Genomic DNA, 21,081 nt, shown 5'->3' on the forward strand with positions numbered 1-21,081 from the left:
ACAAATTTCTAACGTATAACCAAAAATGTAATGAAATGCCTGATTCTTGTCGTGAATGATTAAAAACGAACCTTATTTAAAATTATTCTTACACAATTTGTGCAATATTGTGTTTTTGGTCGCAAAATAATACTCAACACGAGTTATTATTCACGATTTATACATCCTTATTTTTATTTGTTACAAAAAATACACATTCACTCAAAATATATGTTATTAAAATTATAAAATTTTATCTTTTATTTAATTATTATCATTTTTAATTATCGCTTGATGAATAATATAGTATAATTATTCACCGAAACTCAAAATCATTAATCCTTAATCAATGCTCATACAATAATAAGTGCATAGATTTTTTTGCATCTAGTAATTTCATTCAACTATAGCTGTTTTATATGAATGCAATCTCGGAAAAATTTCGGAGTATTTATTTACATAAAAAAGCCCCAACTACGGATTAGTGTTTCGGTATTATAATTTTTATTTAGGCACCATTTGCATGCTTGTCTACTAGTATCAGTTGTGTTGTTACTACCAACCTCACTTGGATAAATAAGATGGTGATAATCAATAAATAACAGTCTAACAATACTATAATCATCTTCTCTAGTTACGCTTGCAATTATTCTTGAGCTGCCGCCAACTCCAAATTCCCAAATCTCCAATTCTTCCTCATATTTAGGATAAAATTGCATCATCACTTTTATCGCAATTTCCTTATTAGCATTTCAATAGTGTGGTAATGTGGAAGTGAACAAGATAAAATATTTTTCCAGTTTATTTGAATGTGAGGAATTATTTTATTGATACATTTAAGGATGATATTTAAATGAAACCCCAAAAATAAAAACCCCGTATTTCCTAAGAAAACACGGGGTTTTGATATCATATAAAATCAATTTAAAGTGGATTTATTTTTTCACTTGGCTCATTACTTCTTCAACAAAGTTATCTTCTTTTTTCTCGATTCCTTCGCCTACTTCGAAACGTACGAATGATACAACTTTACCACCGCTTTGTTTCACGTATTCACCTACAGTGATGTCTGGGTTTTTAACGAAAGGTTGGTCTTCTAAGGAAATTTCGCTTAGATATTTTTTCAAACGGCCTTCTACCATTTTTTCAACGATATTAGCTGGTTTACCTTCGTTTAATGCTTGTTGCGTTAATACTTCTTTTTCGTCTTCCACTTCTTCAGTAGAAACGTCTTCACGAGAAATGTATTTAGGGTTGATTGCAGCGATGTGCATTGCAACGTCTTTAGCAACTGTAGTGTCAGTAGTTCCTTCAAGAAGTGTAAGAACACCAATACGTCCGTTCATGTGGATGTATTCACCGAAAGCAGAGTTGTCTGCTTTTTCTTTTACTTCAAAACGACGAAGGGAAATGTTTTCACCGATTTTTGTAATTGCTTCAGTAATGTAGTCTTGAACAGTTTGGCCATTAGGCATTTCTGTTTTAAGTGCGTCTTCTAAACTATCTGGACGAACTGCAAGAATTTGTTTAGCTAAAGCGTCAACTAATTGTTGGAAGTTATCGTTTTTAGCAACGAAATCTGTTTCAGCATTAACTTCCAGTACTACGGCATGTTTTTCATTGCTGATTACATGAGTCATACCTTCAGAAGCAACACGGTCAGATTTTTTCGCAGCTTTAGCGATTCCTTTTTCACGAAGATAATCAATTGCTTTTTCCATATCTCCTTCTGTTTCTACAAGTGCTTTTTTACAATCCATCATACCAGCACCAGTTTTTTCGCGTAATTCTTTTACCATTTGAGCTGTAATATTAGCCATTTATTTTCCCTCCAATTTTTCTCTTTAAAAAAGGTGATAAGAATAGTGCCTTATCACCTTGAAAGTTTCAAATAAAATCTTATGCTTCCGTAGTTTCTTCTGTAGCTTTTTCTTCTACAGGAGCAACTTCCGCTTCCGTTAACTCTTCCCCTTGGTTCACTTCAATGATAGCGTCAGCCATTTTAGCAGTTAAAAGTTTAACCGCGCGGATAGCGTCATCATTTGCAGGGATTACGTAGTCGATTTCATCCGGATCACAGTTTGTATCAACAATACCGATGATAGGAATATGAAGTTTACGAGCTTCTGCAACCGCAATACGTTCTTTGCGTGGGTCAACGATGAATAATGCATCAGGAAGACCTTTCATGTCTTTGATTCCGCCTAAGAAGCGTTCTAATTTTTCTTGTTCTTTTTTAAGAAGGACAACTTCTTTTTTAGGAAGGACTTCAAAAGTTCCATCTGCTTCCATTCTTTCGATTTTTTTAAGGTGTTGAATACGTTTTTGAATAGTTTCAAAGTTAGTTAAAGTACCACCTAACCAACGATGATTCACGAAATATTGTCCAGAACGGATAGCTTCGTCGCGAACGGATTCTTGCGCTTGTTTTTTAGTTCCTACGAACAGGATAGTTCCGTTGTCGCTAGCTACTTCACGCATGAAGTTGAAAGCTTCGTCTACTTTTTTCACTGTTTTTTGTAGGTCAATGATATAAATACCATTTCTTTCTGTGAAGATATATTTCTTCATTTTTGGGTTCCAACGGCGAGTTTGATGGCCGAAGTGAACTCCTGCTTCGAGTAATTGTTTCATTGAAATAACAGGCATGTGTTATTCCCTCCTATTGGTTTATTTTTTGCGGATTAACCGCCCTCCGCATGGATCAACCAGCTGAAAAACTTAAGCGAACAAATCATTAAGCACCTTCTCAGTCTGTCACCGTGCGTGTGTGATTTAACACTGTTTCCTAATATACCATAAAAACAGGAAATATGCAACCTATGTTAGCTATCTTCTTTCTTCTATAACTAATTTTTTTCAACAATCATTTCAAGCTTTTCGGCTAAACTAAGAACAGCATATTTTTTTATTCTTTTAAATTGCGCACTTTCATAAGGCATTTCCATCATTGTTAGAATATCTTTTTGCTTATTGATATAACATTTAATTAAAATAAAACGATGTATTGCTTTCATGTCATTTAATATTCCTATATAGAATTGAACTAAATGGCCTATAGGAGTCAAACTTATTTTATTACCTGTTAACACTTTTATTTCTATTAATCCGTCTGTATTGAGCTTTATTTTATTTTTAGAACCTAGTAGAAAAACCAAATATTGGAATTCATCAAAAAAATTTTTTATGTTTTGTACTGTTTTAATGTAATCTATATTGTTTTTCGTCGTTGACACCTCATTTTACTTTAATACTATCAAAATGAGGTTTTTATTTGTTATGCTAGCTGCGTAAAAAAAAGCTTCAAAATTAGTAATAAAACTAATTTCAAAGCTTTTCCAATCAATTCGCAACAATATTTACAAGTTTCCCTGGAACGACAATCACTTTACGGATTGTTTTTCCTTCTAGGTTTTCTTTCATCTTGTCGTCTTCTTGTGCGATTTTTTCTAGTGCTTCTTTTTCGAGAGATTTGGCAACGGTGATTTTACTTTTTACTTTGCCATTGACTTGAAGAACTATTTCTACTTCATCTTCTACCAGTTTGGTTTCATCGTATGTTGGCCAAGCTACGTAGCTGATTGTTTCTGTGTGACCTAGGATTTCCCACAATTCTTCTGCAAGGTGTGGTGCGATTGGTGACAAGAGTTGCACGAAACCTTCGACATATTGTTTTGGAATCGTATCTTGTTTGTATGCTTCATTGATGAAAATCATTAGTTGCGAAATCCCAGTATTGAAACGTAGGTTTTCGTAATGATTCGTAACTGTTTTTACCATATGATGATACGCTTTTTCTAAATTAGCATTCGCATCGGTTGTCACTTTTTCAGCGAGTATGCCTTCATCAGTCACTAGCAGGCGCCAGATGCGGTCTAGGAATTTGCGCGCACCTTCTAGACCGTTTTCGTTCCATGCAATCGAAGCTTCTAGTGGTCCCATGAACATTTCATACAAACGAAGAGTATCTGCACCGTATTTTTCTACTACTTCATCTGGGTTAACGACATTCCCTCTAGATTTGGACATTTTTTCGTTATTTTCGCCAAGAATCATTCCTTGGTTAAATAGTTTTTGGAAAGGTTCTTTTGTCGGAACTACGCCGATATCGTACAAGAATTTATGCCAGAAACGTGCGTAAAGAAGGTGAAGGACAGCATGCTCTGCCCCGCCGATATAAACGTCAACTGGAAGCCATTCTGCTAGTTTTTCTTTGTCAGCAATTGCTTCGCTGTTTTTTGGATCGATATAACGCAAGAAATACCAGCTTGAGCCCGCCCATTGTGGCATGGTATTTGTTTCACGACGACCTTTTCGACCGTTTTCGTCTGTTACGTTTACCCAATCATGCAGGTTGGCAAGAGGAGATTCGCCTGTTCCTGATGGTTTGATTTCCGTTGCTTTTGGCAGAAGTAGTGGTAGTTCGTCTTCTGGTACAAGCGTTGTTTCGCCGTCTTCCCAGTGGATAACTGGAATTGGCTCACCCCAGTAACGTTGTCTACTAAACAACCAATCGCGCAAACGATACGTGATTTTACGACTACCGATGCCTTCTTTTTCTAGCCAATCAATTGCAGCAGTAATTGCTTCTGCTTTAGCCAGTCCGTTCAGGAAATCAGAGTTAATATGTGGTCCATCGCCAGTGAATGCTTCTTTTGTCACGTCACCGCCTTCAAGAACAGGACGAATATTCAAACCAAATTGTTGCGCGAATTCAAAGTCGCGTTCATCGTGGGCTGGTACGGCCATAATTGCACCTGTTCCATATTGAATCAACACATAGTCCGCAATCCAAATTGGCACTTCTTCGCCATTGATTGGATTAATTGCGTAAGCTCCTGTGAAGACGCCTGTTTTATCTTTTGCAAGATCGGTTCTTTCTAGCTCACTTTTAAGTTCTACTTGTTTTTTATAAGCTTCTACAGCTTCTTTTTGTTCTGGTGTAGTAATTTTTTCGATAAGTTCGTGTTCTGGTGCAAAAACAGTATATGTTGCGCCAAAAAGTGTATCTGGACGTGTTGTGAAGACATTAAACGTTTCATCGCTATCTTTAATTTTAAAAGTAACTTCTGCGCCTTCTGAACGACCAATCCAGTTACGTTGCATATCTTTAATATTTTCAGGCCAATCCACTAGATCAAGATCATCTAACAAACGATCTGCGTATGCGGTAATTTTAAGCATCCATTGACGCATTGGTTTACGGAAAACCGGGAAGCCACCGCGTTCACTTTTGCCATCAATAACTTCTTCATTGGCTAAAACTGTACCCAGCGCCGGACACCAGTTTACAGCGATTTCGGCTTCATAAGCTAAGCCATTTTCATATAGTTTTTCAAAAATCCACTGTGTCCATTTATAATATTCAGGATCTGTTGTATTGATTTCACGATCCCAATCGTAGGAAAAACCAAGTGATTTAATTTGGCGAGTAAAGTTTGCAATATTAAGTGCGGTGAATTCTTCTGGGTCATTTCCAGTATCAATCGCATATTGTTCTGCTGGAAGACCAAAAGCATCCCAACCGATTGGATGAAGTACGTTCTTCCCTTGCATTCGTTTCATACGAGATAAAATATCTGTTGCTGTATAACCTTCTGGATGTCCTACGTGCAGACCTGCTCCAGATGGGTAAGGAAACATATCTAGTGCATAGAAGTTTTCTTTATTTTTATCTTCTGTTGTTTTGAAAGTGTTATGTTCACTCCAATATTGTTGCCATTTTGGTTCCATTTTTTTGTGATTAAATGTCACTTTACTCATCCTCTTTTCCTTAAAATATCGAATTTTGGCTACAAAAAAATCCCTACATCCCAACGGCTTATCGCCATGGGACGAGAGATGCTTCTCCCGCGGTACCACCCACATTAGTGTTTGACCACTCAACTTATCAATTCCTTAACGCGGAAAACGGGGATACACCCAAGCTCCATGGTAAGTTCATCCAGATTTTGTGACTGACTTGCACCAACCGTCAGCTCTCTTCACATCAAAATTAGCGGATTACTACTCCAATTCATCGCTTTTTCGCAAAATTCATTAGCTTTATTGTAGCTGAATTTCATTTTTTTAGCAAGCGCTCTGAAGATTTATCTAACTTTCCTAACAATATGTGCTAAAATGAATGGAGAATTTCATTTGAAGGAGTCTAAAACTAGTGAAACAAACGAATCCATTTGTATATAGTAATGATAATAAAAGATATCATACGTGGAACTACTGCTTAAGAGAAGAATTTGGGCAAAAGACATACAAAGTGGCGCTGGATGGCGGCTTTGATTGTCCAAATCGTGACGGTACTGTAGCGCATGGTGGTTGTACATTTTGTAGCGCGGCTGGTTCTGGGGACTTTGCTGGCAATCGAGCGCTTGATTTAAAAGTACAATTCCAGCAAGTTCGCGACAAAATGCAAACGAAATGGAAAGATGGGAAATGTATCGCTTATTTCCAAGCTTTCACGAATACACACGCACCGGTTGCCGAGTTGCGCGAAAAATTTGAAACTGTATTGAATGAACCAGGCGTAGTTGGACTTTCGATTGCAACACGGCCGGATTGTTTACCAGATGATGTCGTGGAGTATTTGGCTGAATTAAATGAACGTACTTATTTATGGCTGGAGCTTGGATTGCAATCTGCTCATGATGAGACTGGTCGCTTAATTAATCGGGCGCATGACTATGATTGTTATGTAGAAGGCGTGCGCAAACTGCAAAAGCACAATATCCGAATTTGTACACACATTATTAATGGACTTCCAAAAGAAACACCGGAAATGATGATGGAAACAACCCGGAAAGTAGTCGAAAGCGGCGTAGATGGTATCAAAATCCATTTGCTTCATTTGTTAAAAGGAACGCCAATGGTAGAAGATTATAAAAAAGGCGACTTAGAATTTTTAACTCGGGATGGCTATGTAAACTTAGTAGCTGATCAACTAGAAATATTGCCACCTGAGATGGTGATTCACCGTATTACTGGTGACGGTGGCGTAGATGATTTAATTGGCCCTGTTTGGAGTTTAAATAAGTTTGAAGTGCTGAATGCGATTGATGCGGAACTTGTTCGAAGAGATAGCTGGCAAGGAAAATTCTATCAACCTGTGGAAGTGATTTCTGAATGAACTTAAGAGGCATTCTCCCTTTCGCTCACGATACGCTCCGGAAAGTAGTTCGCCCTGGTGATTATGTGATTGACGCCACTTGTGGTAACGGGCATGATACGCTTTTGCTAGCGGAGCTCGTAGGTATTAATGGACATGTGCTTGGATTTGATATCCAACAAGTGGCTGTGGATGCCACGAAGGCTCGTTTAGAAAATGCGGGTGTTTCTTCGCAAGTGGAGCTCATTTGCGCTAGCCATGCTCGTATCCCTGCCTACACATCCAGACCTGTTCGTGCCGCTATTTTCAATCTCGGATATCTACCTGGTGGCAACAAAGAAATTACAACAACTGCAGATTCAACGTTAGAAAGCATTGGTCATTTAATGGAGCTGCTAGAAGTTGGTGGCGTCATTATTCTTGTGATTTATCACGGTCATCCAGCTGGAAAACTGGAAAAAGATGCTGTCATGGCTTTTTGTGAAACAATCCCACAACAAGATTTCCACGTTTTATCTTATCAATTTATTAATCAAAAAAATGATGCGCCATTTGTCATTGTCATCGAAAAAAGAAAACCTAGACAAAGCTAGTATAATTAGCCTGTCTAGGTTTTCTTTTTATTTTCCGAAGTCGTATTTGTCTGCTACGTATACATCGTACCAAATCATGAAAATAACAACTGTCCAGATTTTACGACTGTAGTCGAATTTACCAGCACAGTGATCGTCTAGTAAGTCTAGAACATATTGTTTGTTAATTAAATGATCGGTTGGTGATTCTTTAATGATATTTTTAACCCAAGCGTTCATTTCGTCTTTTAGCCAGTGACGAATTGGTACTGGGAATCCTAGTTTACGTCGATTAAGTACGTGTTCTGGTACAAATGTTGCTGCCGCTTTACGTAAGATATATTTCGTAGTTCCGTTAGTTGTTTTCATTGTATCTGGAATATTTCTTGCCACATTGTACACTTCTTTATCAAGGAAAGGTACACGGACTTCTAGTGAATTAGCCATTGTCATGCGATCAGCTTTTAAGAGAATATCTCCGCGAAGCCACGTATGAATATCAATATACTGCATTCTTTCTACAGGATGATAATTCGTTGTTTCCGCATAAAATGGATCTGTAATGTTCGTATAATCATGTCCAGCTTGGTATTTTGGAAGTAAAATTTGTTTTTCTTTTTCCGTGAACATTTTCGCATTTCCAATATAACGTTTTTCCATTGGAGTAGTTCCACGTTCTAAGAAACTTTTACCACGCATTCCTTCTGGCATAATACGCGCCACACTATTTAACATGGATTTAAATACGCCTGGCATTTTGTTAAACATTGCAAGGGAATTTGGTTCGTTATAAATGTTATAACCGCCAAATAGTTCATCTGCGCCCTCACCTGATAATGCAACTGTTACTTGTTTGCGTGCTTCTCTTGATAGGAAATAAAGCGGAATAGCAGCCGGATCAGCTAGTGGATCATCCATATGCCAAACAATTTTTGGTAGTTCTTTCATATATTCTTCCGGCGAAATAACATAACTAATGTTTTCTACGCCAAGTTTGTCTGCTGTTTCTTTTGCAACATCGATTTCACTGAATCCATCGCGTTCAAAACCAACAGAGAATGTTTTGATTGCTGGGTGGTATTCTTTGGCGATCGCAGCAATAATCGATGAATCAATACCACCAGATAGGAATGAACCAACTGGTACATCGGAACGCATATGCATTTTAACAGAATCGTACATCACGTCACGCACTTCTTTAATCCATGCGTCTTCTGATTTAGTTACTGGTGCAAAAGATGCTTTCCAATAAGTAGTAATTTCCATTGGTTGACCAATTTTCTTCGTGAACTGATGTCCTGGTTCTAAACGTTTTACATTTTTAGTTAAGGAATCTGGTTCTGGAACGAATTGATAAGTCATATAGTTTTGTAATGAAACTTCATCTAATTCTTTTTCTTTTAATGCATGTAAAATGGATTTCTTTTCAGAACCCATGAACAGTTTGCCGTCTTCTTCTGCATAGAAAAATGGTTTAATGCCGAATGGGTCGCGTGCGCCGTAAACAAGTTCTTCTTGTTTATCCCAAATGACAAAACCAAACATCCCACGAAGACGTTCTGCTGTTTTTTCTTTGTATTTCGCATATGTAGCGATAATTACTTCGGTATCACTTTCGGTTTCAAATGTCATTCCTTCAGCAACTAATTGCTCGCGGAGTTCCACATAGTTATAAACTTCTCCATTAAAAATAATCCAGTAACGTTCATTTTCATACGTTAAGGGTTGATGACCGTTTTCTACATCAATAATACTTAAACGGCGGAAACCAAACTGCACGTGATCATCTGTGAAGTACCCTTCATCATCTGGCCCACGGTGCGTAATCATACTATTCATTTGTCTAAAGGTTTCTTTATCAGCGCCAGTAATTTCTGTAATGCGGTCATGTACGCATCCTACAAATCCACACATGGTAACATTTCTCCTCTATATAGATAATCATTTTATCTTTTTTTCACAACGTCTATCATATCATAACTAGACTTTCTTTGCACTGTTTAGGAAAGAAAAAAACCGAACATTTCTGAGATGAAATGCTCGGTTAGACTTATTTTACGATTAATTTTTTTAACGCTTCTGCTTTATCAGTTCTTTCCCAAGGCAAATCAAGATCGCTACGGCCAAAATGACCAAATGCAGCTGTTTGACGATAAATTGGGCGGCGTAAGTCTAGCATATGGATAATGCCAGCTGGGCGTAAATCAAATAATGCATTTACACCGTCGATTAATTCTTGTTCGGAATAATCACTTGTCCCGTACGTGTCGATAGAGATAGAAACTGGACGAGCAACGCCAATTGCATAAGCAACTTGGACTTCTACTTTTTTAGCAAGTCCTGCAGCAACGATATTTTTGGCAACATATCTTGCAGCATAAGCGCCAGAACGGTCTACTTTGGTCGGATCTTTTCCAGAGAAAGCTCCCCCACCATGACGTGCATAACCGCCGTACGTATCCACGATAATTTTACGACCCGTTAAGCCCGCATCACCAAGTGGCCCACCAATAACAAAACGGCCAGTCGGATTAATGAAGTATTTTGTATCCTCATCTAAGAAAGACGCATCAATTACTTCTGGGAAAAGATACGTGTGCAAGTCTTTCGCGATTTGCTCTTGTGTAATGTCAGGATGATGTTGTGTGGAAACAACAATGGTATCGATCCGAACAGGTTGATTAAACTCATCATATTCTACTGTTACTTGGGTTTTCGCATCGGGACGCAAGTAATCTAATTTATTTGTCTTACGTAATTCTGTTAATTTACGTGCCAAACCATGTGCTAAAAAGATTGGAAGTGGCATTAATTCTTCTGTTTCATCTGTTGCAAAACCGAACATTAACCCTTGATCTCCCGCTCCGATTGCTTCAATAGCCGCATCGATTTCCTTACCACTTCTTGATTCTAGTGCTTCGTCGACTCCTTGCGCAATATCTGGGGACTGTTCATCAATCGCCGTTAAAACAGCACATGTTTCTGCATCAAAACCATATTTTGCTCGCGTATAACCAATTTCTTTAATGGTATCGCGCACGATTTTAGGGATATCTACATAAACAGATGTCGTAATCTCTCCCGCTACTAATACTAAACCAGTTGTCACGGTAGTTTCACAAGCTACACGTGCATCCGGATCCTTTGAAATGATTGCATCTAAAATTGCATCAGAGATTTGATCTGCAATTTTATCTGGATGTCCATCAGAAACCGATTCTGATGTAAATAGATGACGGTTTTTAGCCAATTTTATTTTCCTCCTTCAGTTCTCTCCAAATACGTCTCATATAAAAAGCCTCTCTCTATTTTGCACGAAACGCGCACGAATAGAGAAAGGCTATAATTATACCTTTGCTCTCATCGTTCAGAAGATAATACTCCTGCAACAGATTAGCACCTTTCACTTATATGTGTAGGTTGCTGGGCTTCAAAGGGTCAGTCCCTCTACCGCTCTGGATAAGAGATAAATTTTAATTCTAAGATAGAATAACATAAACTGGGGCCAGATGCAATAATAATTCGATTTTGTGTTATGATAAAACAGTCATCTATCCGCTAAAAACAGTTGAAAATTAGCGTTCATTATTTTTTCACTTATCATTATTTGTAACCTGTGGTATGATAGATGGATAAAAAAGATGTTTTACTTAACTAAAGGAGATTGTATTTATGAGTTTAATTCCGCTATCCTTGATTATTTTTCTTGGTTTTCTAGCAGTTGTTTGTTTATTTGATTTTGTTTTTCGTTTATATTGGTTTAAATATTTCTTAGCAACAATGGGATTGATTGCGAGTGGCGTGGTATTTTTCATCAGCTTTTATGGTGGTGGGATGTCCCAAACCGAAATAGCGATTGCCATTTTTATCGGTGCATTTGGTGAATATGTTGTATCCCTTATCATTAGCTTAGTTCGATTTATTTCCAGAAAATCAAAGAAACCTAAACAAAAGAAAAAAGCGAAAACAGCCTAAAAAATGAGCTGCATGGAGTCTTCCATACAGCTCATTTTTTTATTTGATTAAGTCAAAGGCTTGTTGAATAATTCTAGCCGAATTCGTAAATTTTATTTGTTCTTCTGTACTTAATTTTGGCTCTAAAACATTGATAACCCCTGATGCACCAATTAAAGCTGGCTGCCCAATGTAAGTATTCGCTTGATCAGAAAATACAGCTAATGGAAAAGCTTGTTTAGCATCTGTTAAAATTGCATCGATAATTCCCGCTGCGGCTGTGGCTATCCCAAAACTCGTCCAGCCTTTGCCCATTAAAATATTCCAACCACCACCACGAACTGCATCTTTTAATGCTGGTAAATCAAGTGGTGTTGTTGTTTTATAATCCGTGATGCTTACCCCGCCAATTTTCACCGTAGACCAAGCAACGAATTGTGATTCGCCATGCTCGCCAAGAACGTACCCTTCCACGCTCTTTGGATTAATATGTAATGCTTCTCCTACTACTCGTCTCATCCTTGCTGTATCAAGGGATGTTCCCGTACCGAATACACGTGAATGATCAAAACCAGATAATTTCTGAATAAGCATCGTGATCACATCACATGGATTCGTAATATTCACAAAAATCCCTTTAAACCCCGATGCGATAATTTTCGGTACAACCTCAGCTACTGATCGACTTGTTTCAACGAGTTCTTCCATACGGTCCTCGCGCAGTAACGTTTCTGGGCCAACTGCCATAACAATGATATCCGCATCACCTAGTGCGTTCCAGTCGTTCGAAGTTATTGTGGTATACGAATTCGTCATCGAAGCCATATCGCGTAGTTCTAATGCTTCACTTTCTGCTTTGGTTTCGATTTTATCTATTAACACAATTTCATCACAAATTCCCTGAGTTACAAGGGAAAAAGCCACGTCGCTCCCAACATGACCAGTACCAATTATTCCAACCTTCCGTTTCAAAAAATCCCCTCCACAATTAATTACTTGAATTTAATGCGATTAGTTCATATTTAATGATGGTTTTATTATTTTCCCACACAAGTTTACGAGGGATTGCTTCTCCAAGCGTTTCGCCCTCTTTTGTTTTACGTACTGCGATTGGCACATCAATCGGATAAATACGATAACCTAATTTTTCCAGTTCAAAGAAATTATCAGAAATGCGCTTTTCTTTTCCTTTTGTTACAATCATTGTGTTTACCTCTAGTGGCATACCCAATTTTCCCACCTCCAGTTTCTTTAATCATAGCAGAGATTGCCCCTATTTGACTAGTTTTTATCATTTAAGATTCGCTCGGCTTGTTGCACAATTCGGACCATTCCAGCATCTCGCATAAAAAAGCTAAAAGCTGGTTGTAAAATAAATTGGTTTAACTCACCTTGGATGATGACAGGACCTTTTGTCTCATGGTAATCAGCTAGTGATTTGATGGAATTAACCTGCGTCACATAAACTCGTTTAGTAAACGTTCGTTCTTCTGATTCGACTAAATAATCAGCTACAAAATGGAGCTCACCACTAATTGCGCCAGTTTCTTCCATCAACTCCCGTTTCGCTGCCTCTATATTTGTTTCTCCAGGTTCGCCTTTTCCCCCTGGAAATTCCAGTCCGCGGATTTTATGTTCCGTAAAAAGCCAACCCTCCTCTGTTTTAGGTATAACGAGCACATCGTCCGGATTATTTTCCTGCGCTTCAAAATAGACGGTTACTTTGTTTCCAAGTGTATCTTTATAAATAAACAAAAACTCACTTCCTTTTCTTTTTTCAAAAATGTGGTAAGCTGTAATTAAGCTGAAAATTAGAGGATGAATATCAATGAAAAAAATTCTTATCGGAGGAATCCGACTTTATCAAAAATATATTTCGCGTTTCACTCCGGCTACTTGTCGTTTTTATCCAACTTGTTCTGCCTATGGAATCGAAGCGATACAGACACATGGAGCCTTAAAAGGTAGTTACCTCGCCATTAGGCGTATTTCTAAATGCCACCCGTTTCATAAAGGTGGGTTAGATTTTGTGCCACCTAAAAAAGAGAAGAATGCTGATTCCGAGCATTCCTGTAAAGCTCACCACCACCATTAATCATATCATGAATCGGTTTTTGCCGGTTCATTTTTTTCTTGCTTTTTAAGATAGAATAAGGTATTATCAAATTCGGACTATAAATCGTAATTGCTACGATTAGTATATTATTTAAACAAGAATTATTTCGATTTAGAGGAGTGAATAGTTTGAAAAAAAGATATCTTATTGTTTTAACTGCACTATTTTCGACATTACTCATACTTACTGGCTGTTCAGATGAGAGCGATACAAAAGCGACAAAGAGTAATCAATTAACTGTTTATACAACTGTTTACCCATTGCAGTATTTAACAGAACAAATCGGTGGCGAATATGTAGATGTTCATAGCATTTACCCACCAGGTTCTGATGCCCACAGCTTCGAACCAACTCAAAAAGACATGATGAAAATGGCCGATAGCGATTTATTCTTCTACATCGGACTCGGTATGGAGGGATTCGTAGATAAGGCGGAAAAAACACTCGCGAATGAACATGTCTCGTTCGTCCCTACCGCTGAAAAATTAGACTTGCCAAAAGATCCAGATGCTGCAGAAGAACATGACCACGAAAGCGAAGAAGAACACGAACACGGCGACATTAACCCGCACGTATGGCTAAACCCTGTATACATGGAACAAATGGCAACAGTTGTAAAAGATAAATTAATCAAAGAAATGCCCGATCAAAAAGAAACGTTCGAAAAAAATTACCAAGCTGTCGAAGAAAAATTGAAAAAGCTAGATCAAGATTTCCGCACAGTTACAAAGGAAGCAAAACAAAAAGACTTCGTGACAGCACATGCTGCCTATAGCTACTGGGAAACTGAATATGGCCTGCACCAAATCCCTATTGCCGGCGTATCAACAAGTGATGAACCTTCACAGAAAAAGCTGAAATCTATTGTTGAAAAAATCGAAGCAGAGAAAATCCCATATATTATGTTAGAACAAAACACTAACTCGAAAATAGCAAATGTTATTCAACAAGAAACAAATACAAAAACACGGACACTCCACAACTTAGAAACACTTACGCAAAAAGACATAGATCAAAAGCGTGATTATCTTTCTATAATGAACGATAATTTAAAAGCGTTAAAAGAAGCTCTTCATTATTAAAAAAGAAAGGCGCTCTATTTTTTACTTAGAGTGCCTTTCTTTTAATTTATTGCGTTGAATTTTACCAGATGCTGTTTTAGGTAGATTTTCGACAATCGTTATTTGTTTAGGAATTTTATAACTAGCTAAGTTAGTTTGGCAGATACAGCGTAATTCATCCTCATCAAATGTTTCTTCCACAACGATAAAAGCGACGGGAACACTTCCCCATTTATCGTCAGTTTTACCGACAACGGCGACTTCTTTCACGCCCTCATACTCGGCAATGACATGTTCTATTTCAGTGGGATAAATGTTCTCTCCTCCCGAAATAATCAAATCAGAACGACGCTCTAACACAAATAAAAAGCCTTCTTCATCCAAATAGCCAATATCGCCTGTTTTGAACCAACCATCTACAAACGAAGCTTCCGTCGCTTTTTTATTGTGTAAATAGCCAGGTGTAATAGATGGTCCCTTTAGCAATATTTCTCCGTCATCCGCAATTTTCACTTCTGCTGGAAATAACGCTTTACCAGAAGAACCAATTTTATTTAAGGCATCTTTTGGTGGTAAAGTAACGATTTGCGAAGCTGTTTCTGTCATCCCGAATGACTGCACTAAGGGAATATCACGCTGTTTGCAAATTTCCAAAACGTTTTTACTAGCAGGACCGCCGCCCAGTAAAACAGTTCGTACATTCGGATGATAACTACCACCTTGTATTTTCAACAAGCGTTCCAGCATAGAAGTCACGACCGAAATCGTAGAAATTTTACCACTTTCAAGCAATTGCGTAATTTTTTCTTCATCGAAATGCTCTTCCAAATAGACAGGAATTCCGTAAATCACGGAACGCATCATAATGGATAAACCGCTAATATGAAAAATCGGTACAGCACACAGCCAGCTATCTTTCTCTGTTAAACCTAAATTTAGCACCGAAGCAACAGCACTCCACCAATGATTTGCATACGTTTGCACAACACCCTTTGGTTTCCCTGTTGTTCCTGATGTATACATAATGGAAGCCGCTTGAGATAAGTCCCATGTTTCTAACAACGCTGGCACTTCATAATTCGTTTCCGCTAAAGTAGCATAACTAATCCCATTAGCTACCTTATCTACAAACGAATCTGCTACAATCACATGTTTTACCTCAGCGTTCGCGAGTTGAAACGCTATCTCTTTTTTTGTCAAACGATTATTCAGAAATAAAGTGACCGCACCAAGTTGTTGCAGCGCATGAATAAGCAAAAACGTCATTCGATCATTCTTTCCAAGCAAAGCAATCATCTCATCTTTTCTAATGCCTAACGCGAATAATTTACCTGCAATTTGCTCTACTGCCTCACTTATTTCTTCAAATGTTTCTTCTTTTCCTTCAAAAACGAGCGCGGTCTCTTTAGGAGAAAGCCGCACTCGTTTTTGAAGCCAGTTTGTCATGTCCATTTTTACACCTTCAAATCAAGGGAATTTGGGAAATTGGTCAAAGTCTGGATCGCGTTTTTCTTTAAAGGCATCGCGACCTTCTTTGGCTTCGTCTGTTGTATAGTATAGAAGTGTTGCGTCACCAGCTAATTGCTGAATACCTGCTAAACCGTCTGTATCTGCGTTGAAAGCTGCTTTGATGAAACGCAAGGCAGTTGGACTTTTTTGTAACATTTCTTTTGCCCAAGCTACTGTTTCTTTTTCTAAATCTGCTACAGGAACAACAGTATTAATCCAGCCCATTTCAAGTGCTTCGTCCGCTGTATATTGACGGCACATGAACCATACTTCTTTCGCTTTTTTATGTCCGATAACACGTGCTAAATAGCCAGAACCATAACCAGCATCAAAGCTACCAACATTCGGCCCAGTTTGTCCGAATTTCGCATTGTCTGCTGCAATTGTTAAGTCACATACTAATTGAAGAACATTTCCTCCACCAATGGACCAGCCTGCAACCATTGCGATAACTGGTTTTGGAATAACGCGAATTAAACGTTGTAAATCAAGCACGTTTAAGCGTGGGATTTGGTCATCGCCTACATATCCACCGTGACCGCGAACTTTTTGGTCGCCACCAGAACAGAATGCTTTTTCGCCTTCTCCTGTTAAAATAATCACGCCAAGATCTGAATTATCACGTGCTAAGTTGAATGCATCTATCATTTCCGTTACCGTTTTTGGTGTAAATGCATTATGTACTTCTGGACGGTTAATCGTAATTTTTGCGATTCCTTCGTAACTTTCATATTTGATTTCCTCGTATACTTTTTCTGTTTGCCAATTAAAACTCATTTTTTTTCCTCCTTCAAAATAACTTCCAGCCAGTTAATAAGCTGACTCGAAAAGATGTTTGGTTGTTCTAAATAAACCGCATGCCCCGCTGTTTCCACTATGACATGCGTGCTATTTGGTAAAAGTTGTTGCATTTCCCGCGCAATTTTTTCAAACTTCGCATCTAAAGCACCGGTAATAAGTAGCACTGGAAAAGTAAAGTTCGCTAAATGTTTCCAGTAAGATGGTTGTTTTCCAGTGCCCATCCCGCGTAAACTCATTGCTAAGCCATGCGAGTTTTGCGATAGGCGTTCTGACCTAATTCTTTTTTTCATTTCAACAGACAAAACTTTTTGGGAAGCAAACAAAGCTAAATTTTCCCAGTAGTCCACAAAAGACTCCATATCCTCTTCTTCAATCCAGTCTGCCAAATGATTATCAGCTGCAACGCGACTTGCGCGGCTGTCTGCTTGTTCAAGACCAGGAGAGCTACTAACTAAAATAAGTCCACGAACCCTTTTGGGAAAGGTTGCTGCAAACGCAGTCGCGACCCGCCCTCCCATCGAATAGCCAAGTACAAAGCACCTACTGATATCTAATTGACGTAAAATTTCAGCTAAATCATCGCAAATACTTTCTATCGCATAAGGCGCTATTTCTTCTGGGCTTTCCGTATTTCCGTGCCCAAGTAAATCTGGTACAAAAATATTAAAACGTTCTTTCAAACCCGAAATACTAGCTTGAAACGTTTCGCTAGTTCCAGTAAAACCATGTAACATCAGTAAAGCTGGCTTTTCTCCACTTATAGCCGTTGTCAGATGATAATGTCGACCGTTTACTAGCATATTAATCTAATGCCTTTAAAGCGTCTGCAATTTTAGCCCAAAGTACTTGATGATTTGCTTTATTTTCATGACGATTTGTTTTCACTTCAATAATATCTAATCCTTTATGGTAACTAGCTTTATCAATCGCTTCTTCTAGCTCATCAACCGATTTTGCCTCGTGATAATCTGCATCATAAAAAGCAGCTGCGAACCGGAAGTCAAGTTCGGTAGATGTCCCAAACAACGATTCAAAATACTTCGGTTCATTTGCTTGAGGTAGGAAGGAGAATATCCCGCCGCCATCATTATTAACAATCACAATCGTTAGGTTCATCTTATATTTTTTCGCCATAAGCAACCCATTCATATCATGATAAAAGGATAAATCACCAATTAGTAAAAACATTGGTTGGAAAACAACACTAGCACCTAACGCCGAAGAAACAACCCCATCAATACCATTAGCCCCACGGTTTGCGAGCATTTTTATTTTCTTATCAATTTGCGAAAAATAAGTGTCAACATCGCGAATCGGCATACTATTACCAATAAAGAGTCCAGCTTTGTCCGGCAACAAGCGGCGTAATTCCGAAACAATCTTCCCTTCTTCCAAAGTGCTTGTATTCGCCATTTCAGCTAAAACAATTTCGCGCGCCACCTTATTATACGCTGTCCATCTACTTAACCAAGCTACCTCTTTCGCATCATTAGGCATATTTTGCAGCATGATATCCAGTAAAAATCGTTCATCACAGTGAATCATGTCCGTTACCGCTTTAATCGGATCTTTCCATGCAGCACCCGGATCCACGACATAAAATCGAATATCTGAAAGCCTTTCTAACCAGTTTTTCAGTGGTTTAGAAACTGGCATACTCCCAAAACGAATCACTACTTCTGGCGTTAAATTGTCCAAAATCTCTGCTTCTTTTAAAAATGCATCGTATTGGTCAATTACCACCTCATCTAGCGCACCATATGACCTCAGTCCAGAAAGTGGGTCAGCTAAAATCGGCCAACCTAGTTTTTTCGCTAAATCAACCATCGGCTGTTCCAATTCTTTCTTATCTATTGGGCCAACTACAAATACACCTTTTTTGCCAGTGCATTCTGTCACCATTTTTTGAATCGAGCTATCGTCCAATACTTCATGCGTATAATAAATATGTACGTGATGATGTTTTTTTCCGGTAGCTGTGAACGGTGAAGGTTCTAAAATTGGTACAAGCGGTTCGCGCAATGGGAAATTGAGATGCACAGGGCCGCGTGGGGTTTTCATAGCAATATCCACCGCATGACTACCATGCCATTTCGCATAACGAAGCATTTCTTCACTATTTTCAGGAAGTGCCATATCCGTAAAATCTTTAACATGTGAACCATATAAATGCAGCTGATTCATCGCTTGTGGCGCTCCAACATTTCGAAGCTCATGCGGGCGATCGGCCGTTAAAACAATTAATGGAATTTGTGATAAATTGGCTTCAGCAACTGCCGGGAAGTAGTTCGCCGCTGCAGTTCCTGAAGTACAAAGTAGAACAACCGGACGTTTCGATGCTTTCGCTAGACCTAAAGCAAAAAAGCCAGCCGAGCGTTCGTCAACATCCACATAAATCTTCAAAATCGGATGTTCTGCCATCATCAGTGCAAGCGGAGTGGAACGTGAACCCGGGCTAATAATCGCTTCTTTCACACCGGCTTGCACAAGCTCCTCAATAAATGCAGCTAAATAATCTGTCAGCACTTGTTCGTGGTTTGTCATTTCTTTATGCCTCCTAATACGCGTAACATTGGCTGGAATTTAACCGCCGTTTCTTGTAATTCTTCTTTTGGTACAGAATCACCAACAATCCCGCAACCAGCATAGATTAGTCCTTGCGAATCGACAACTAAGCCGGAACGAATGGCCACAGCAAACTCACCAGAACCTTTTAAATCAACCCAACCAATCGGTGCTCCGTAGAAACCACGATCCATTTCTTCTTTCATCCGAATAATGGCTAATCCCATTTTTTGAGGTAAACCACCAAGCGCTGGTGTCGGGTGAAGTGCTTTCACCATTTCAAGCATGGAAACATCTGGTTTTTTCTTCGCAGTAATATTCATATATAGATGTTGAATATCACGATTTTTCAGAAGTACTGGTTGGCTAGATAACGACAATCCAGTTGTAAATGGTTTTAATGTTTCTTCCATCATTTGCACTACATAAGAATGCTCTCGCAAGTTTTTCGCATCTTTTAACAGCGCATTTCCAAGTGCTTCGTCCGCTTCTTCGGTAGCGCCGCGCTCCGTAGAACCTGCCACACAGGACGAATGAATTTCATCTCCATTTACTGCAAGTAATCTTTCAGGAGTTGCCCCGAAAAAGACCCCTGTTCCCTTTTCAATAAGGAAGAAATAACTATTTTCTTGTGTTGCTAGCATATTTTCCAAAATAATGGCACTATCTACTTGGCGCTGGAAACGCAAGCCCATTCGTCTAGCTAGAACAACTTTTTTTACGTCTTCTGAATGATTAATCATATCGATAATTTCACTTGCAGTTTCTAGGAAATGATCTTTACCGATTTCCTTAAAATCTGTAAGTAATGCCATTTCAGTTTCATTAACCTCTTGATGAATGATTTTTTGCCATTGATTAAAAACAGCTTCTAATTTGCTTTCTGTATCATCAGAGTAGATAGACAAATTAACGGTTAAGTAACTTTTACCATCTTTATTCGTTAACATAAATAATGGTAAATAAAACAAGCCATCTTTAAAGCTTTGCCATTCTTTCTCTGTATCACGCTCAGGATCAAAGGCAAAACCACCAAAGTAAACTGGTCCAGTTGCATCTATGGTTGCATTGGTTACACTAGTGCGCAGTCTCTTCTCAATTTTCTCTTGCAGTCCAAGAAAAGCATCTTTTTTCTTCTCCGCCAAAAATTGTTTCGTTACACCAAAACCGGTCATGGTCAGTGTCATTTCTGGATTTTGCCAGAAAAAACGCTCACCTTTAAAAGCCGTGCCAGCTTTTTTAAACAATTTGACTGGAGACACTAATTCATCTAACTCAGTTACCCAGCTAAATAGAGCCGGTTGATCTTGGCTTGCGCTACGTTTCGCTTGATTAAATAAATCAAGAGGCAATTTAGTATTCATATGCTTATCTCTCCTTTTACATTCACATCTTCTATTATACCAAAAATAGAGCTAAACT

General features: G+C 38.5%; 20 protein-coding genes, 1 riboswitch and 1 other annotated feature. Of the genes, 5 read left to right on the forward strand and 15 right to left on the reverse strand.

Going from position 1 to position 21,081, the window contains the following annotated elements; genetic code table 11:
• Nucleotides 1-434 precede the first annotated feature (434 nt).
• The 5 genes from HRK21_RS14125 to leuS all read right to left on the reverse strand — a co-directional run bounded on the left by HRK21_RS14125 (nucleotide 435) and on the right by leuS (nucleotide 5,733).
• Nucleotides 435-716: a UU032 domain-containing protein gene (locus HRK21_RS14125; protein WP_508613279.1), complete on the reverse strand. Its 282-nt coding sequence runs from the start codon at nucleotides 714-716 to the stop codon at nucleotides 435-437.
• Nucleotides 717-914: 198 nt separating this feature from the next.
• The gene (tsf, locus tag HRK21_RS00005) at nucleotides 915-1,799 is read right to left on the reverse strand and encodes a translation elongation factor Ts (RefSeq protein ID WP_070006748.1); all 885 of its coding nucleotides are present in this window, start codon (nucleotides 1,797-1,799) and stop codon (nucleotides 915-917) included.
• Nucleotides 1,800-1,878: 79 nt separating this feature from the next.
• The gene (rpsB, locus tag HRK21_RS00010; RefSeq protein ID WP_003723971.1) at nucleotides 1,879-2,628 is read right to left on the reverse strand and encodes a 30S ribosomal protein S2; all 750 of its coding nucleotides are present in this window, start codon (nucleotides 2,626-2,628) and stop codon (nucleotides 1,879-1,881) included.
• A 200-nt stretch (nucleotides 2,629-2,828) separates the two neighbouring features.
• A complete protein-coding gene (locus tag HRK21_RS00015) occupies nucleotides 2,829-3,215 on the reverse strand; it encodes an ArpU family phage packaging/lysis transcriptional regulator (RefSeq protein ID WP_070006749.1) in 387 nt (128 codons plus the stop codon).
• A gap of 106 nt (nucleotides 3,216-3,321) precedes the next feature.
• Nucleotides 3,322-5,733, reverse strand: coding sequence for a leucine--tRNA ligase (gene leuS / locus HRK21_RS00020; RefSeq protein ID WP_003739110.1), 2,412 nt, complete (start codon nucleotides 5,731-5,733; stop codon nucleotides 3,322-3,324).
• A gap of 73 nt (nucleotides 5,734-5,806) precedes the next feature.
• Nucleotides 5,807-6,008: a binding site (T-box leader), on the reverse strand.
• Between the two features lie 128 nt (nucleotides 6,009-6,136).
• Here leuS and mnmL point away from each other — a divergent pair.
• On the forward strand, nucleotides 6,137-7,102 hold the full coding sequence (mnmL, locus tag HRK21_RS00025) for a tRNA modification radical SAM protein MnmL/YtqA (RefSeq protein ID WP_069888686.1): 966 nt from the start codon (nucleotides 6,137-6,139) through the stop codon (nucleotides 7,100-7,102).
• Complete coding sequence (mnmM, locus tag HRK21_RS00030) at nucleotides 7,099-7,674, forward strand: tRNA 5-(aminomethyl)-2-thiouridylate-methyltransferase MnmM (protein WP_070006750.1); 576 nt, start codon at nucleotides 7,099-7,101, stop codon at nucleotides 7,672-7,674. Before mnmL ends, mnmM begins: the two co-directional genes overlap by 4 nt.
• Nucleotides 7,675-7,701: 27 nt before the next feature.
• Here the strand turns inward: mnmM and asnB are convergent, their stop codons facing one another.
• Together asnB and metK are read right to left on the reverse strand one after the other, a co-directional pair.
• The gene (asnB, locus tag HRK21_RS00035) at nucleotides 7,702-9,567 is read right to left on the reverse strand and encodes an asparagine synthase (glutamine-hydrolyzing) (RefSeq protein ID WP_070006751.1); all 1,866 of its coding nucleotides are present in this window, start codon (nucleotides 9,565-9,567) and stop codon (nucleotides 7,702-7,704) included.
• A gap of 136 nt (nucleotides 9,568-9,703) precedes the next feature.
• On the reverse strand, nucleotides 9,704-10,903 hold the full coding sequence (metK, locus tag HRK21_RS00040; RefSeq protein WP_003729691.1) for a methionine adenosyltransferase: 1,200 nt from the start codon (nucleotides 10,901-10,903) through the stop codon (nucleotides 9,704-9,706).
• Between the two features lie 107 nt (nucleotides 10,904-11,010).
• A riboswitch (SAM riboswitch) is annotated at nucleotides 11,011-11,119 on the reverse strand.
• A gap of 206 nt (nucleotides 11,120-11,325) precedes the next feature.
• On the opposite strand from metK, the gene HRK21_RS00045 reads away from it, so the two are divergent.
• On the forward strand, nucleotides 11,326-11,628 hold the full coding sequence (locus HRK21_RS00045; protein WP_003729692.1) for a hypothetical protein: 303 nt from the start codon (nucleotides 11,326-11,328) through the stop codon (nucleotides 11,626-11,628).
• 39 nt (nucleotides 11,629-11,667) lie between these two features.
• On the opposite strand, the gene HRK21_RS00050 is transcribed toward HRK21_RS00045, so the two are convergent.
• The 3 genes from HRK21_RS00050 to ytkD are packed head-to-tail and all read right to left on the reverse strand — an operon-like array spanning nucleotide 11,668 to nucleotide 13,362.
• The gene (locus HRK21_RS00050; RefSeq protein ID WP_003739114.1) at nucleotides 11,668-12,579 is read right to left on the reverse strand and encodes an L-lactate dehydrogenase; all 912 of its coding nucleotides are present in this window, start codon (nucleotides 12,577-12,579) and stop codon (nucleotides 11,668-11,670) included.
• A gap of 16 nt (nucleotides 12,580-12,595) precedes the next feature.
• Nucleotides 12,596-12,838, reverse strand: coding sequence for a DUF2584 domain-containing protein (locus HRK21_RS00055; RefSeq protein WP_003727325.1), 243 nt, complete (start codon nucleotides 12,836-12,838; stop codon nucleotides 12,596-12,598).
• A 50-nt stretch (nucleotides 12,839-12,888) separates the two neighbouring features.
• Nucleotides 12,889-13,362, reverse strand: coding sequence for an RNA deprotection pyrophosphohydrolase (gene ytkD / locus HRK21_RS00060; protein ID WP_070006752.1), 474 nt, complete (start codon nucleotides 13,360-13,362; stop codon nucleotides 12,889-12,891).
• A gap of 73 nt (nucleotides 13,363-13,435) precedes the next feature.
• Here ytkD and yidD point away from each other — a divergent pair, with 73 nt between their 5' ends.
• Together yidD and HRK21_RS00070 are read left to right on the forward strand one after the other, a co-directional pair.
• On the forward strand, nucleotides 13,436-13,702 hold the full coding sequence (gene yidD / locus HRK21_RS00065) for a membrane protein insertion efficiency factor YidD (RefSeq protein WP_003726086.1): 267 nt from the start codon (nucleotides 13,436-13,438) through the stop codon (nucleotides 13,700-13,702).
• A gap of 149 nt (nucleotides 13,703-13,851) precedes the next feature.
• Nucleotides 13,852-14,805 (forward strand): metal ABC transporter substrate-binding protein, encoded by a 954-nt coding sequence (locus HRK21_RS00070; RefSeq protein ID WP_070006753.1) that lies wholly within the window; start codon nucleotides 13,852-13,854, stop codon nucleotides 14,803-14,805.
• 21 nt (nucleotides 14,806-14,826) lie between these two features.
• Here HRK21_RS00070 and HRK21_RS00075 read toward each other — a convergent pair whose 3' ends face one another.
• From HRK21_RS00075 to HRK21_RS00095, 5 genes are read right to left on the reverse strand one after another with little or no spacing between them, the layout of a single operon-like run.
• Nucleotides 14,827-16,236 (reverse strand): o-succinylbenzoate--CoA ligase, encoded by a 1,410-nt coding sequence (locus HRK21_RS00075; RefSeq protein ID WP_069888679.1) that lies wholly within the window; start codon nucleotides 16,234-16,236, stop codon nucleotides 14,827-14,829.
• Between the two features lie 15 nt (nucleotides 16,237-16,251).
• Nucleotides 16,252-17,070, reverse strand: a complete 819-nt coding sequence (menB, locus tag HRK21_RS00080) for a 1,4-dihydroxy-2-naphthoyl-CoA synthase (protein WP_003723264.1) — start codon at nucleotides 17,068-17,070, stop codon at nucleotides 16,252-16,254.
• The gene (gene menH / locus HRK21_RS00085; protein WP_070006754.1) at nucleotides 17,067-17,894 is read right to left on the reverse strand and encodes a 2-succinyl-6-hydroxy-2,4-cyclohexadiene-1-carboxylate synthase; all 828 of its coding nucleotides are present in this window, start codon (nucleotides 17,892-17,894) and stop codon (nucleotides 17,067-17,069) included. The genes menB and menH overlap by 4 nt, the downstream gene beginning before the upstream one ends.
• A 1-nt stretch (nucleotide 17,895) precedes the next feature.
• The gene (menD, locus tag HRK21_RS00090; protein ID WP_070006755.1) at nucleotides 17,896-19,638 is read right to left on the reverse strand and encodes a 2-succinyl-5-enolpyruvyl-6-hydroxy-3-cyclohexene-1-carboxylic-acid synthase; all 1,743 of its coding nucleotides are present in this window, start codon (nucleotides 19,636-19,638) and stop codon (nucleotides 17,896-17,898) included.
• Nucleotides 19,635-21,023: an isochorismate synthase gene (locus HRK21_RS00095; RefSeq protein WP_070006756.1), complete on the reverse strand. Its 1,389-nt coding sequence runs from the start codon at nucleotides 21,021-21,023 to the stop codon at nucleotides 19,635-19,637. Before HRK21_RS00095 ends, menD begins: the two co-directional genes overlap by 4 nt.
• Between the last annotated feature and the right edge of the window lie 58 nt (nucleotides 21,024-21,081).

It is taken from the genome of Listeria monocytogenes, assembly GCF_013282665.1.
Classification (GTDB): Bacteria; Bacillota; Bacilli; order Lactobacillales; family Listeriaceae; genus Listeria; species Listeria monocytogenes_C.

Bases quoted from the DNA above. Each gene is read 5' to 3' on its own strand.
- tsf (WP_070006748.1), bottom strand. From the start codon at position 1,799: ATGGCTAATATTACAGCTCAAATGGTAAAAGAATTACGCGAAAAAACT.
- rpsB (WP_003723971.1), bottom strand. From the start codon at position 2,628: ATGCCTGTTATTTCAATGAAACAATTACTCGAAGCAGGAGTTCACTTC.
- mnmM (WP_070006750.1), top strand. From the start codon at position 7,099: ATGAACTTAAGAGGCATTCTCCCTTTCGCTCACGATACGCTCCGGAAA.
- asnB (WP_070006751.1), bottom strand. From the start codon at position 9,567: ATGTGTGGATTTGTAGGATGCGTACATGACCGCATTACAGAAATTACT.
- HRK21_RS00045 (WP_003729692.1), top strand. From the start codon at position 11,326: ATGAGTTTAATTCCGCTATCCTTGATTATTTTTCTTGGTTTTCTAGCA.
- yidD (WP_003726086.1), top strand. From the start codon at position 13,436: ATGAAAAAAATTCTTATCGGAGGAATCCGACTTTATCAAAAATATATT.
- HRK21_RS00075 (WP_069888679.1), bottom strand. From the start codon at position 16,236: ATGGACATGACAAACTGGCTTCAAAAACGAGTGCGGCTTTCTCCTAAA.
- menB (WP_003723264.1), bottom strand. From the start codon at position 17,070: ATGAGTTTTAATTGGCAAACAGAAAAAGTATACGAGGAAATCAAATAT.
- menH (WP_070006754.1), bottom strand. From the start codon at position 17,894: ATGCTAGTAAACGGTCGACATTATCATCTGACAACGGCTATAAGTGGA.
- menD (WP_070006755.1), bottom strand. From the start codon at position 19,638: ATGACAAACCACGAACAAGTGCTGACAGATTATTTAGCTGCATTTATT.
- HRK21_RS00095 (WP_070006756.1), bottom strand. From the start codon at position 21,023: ATGAATACTAAATTGCCTCTTGATTTATTTAATCAAGCGAAACGTAGC.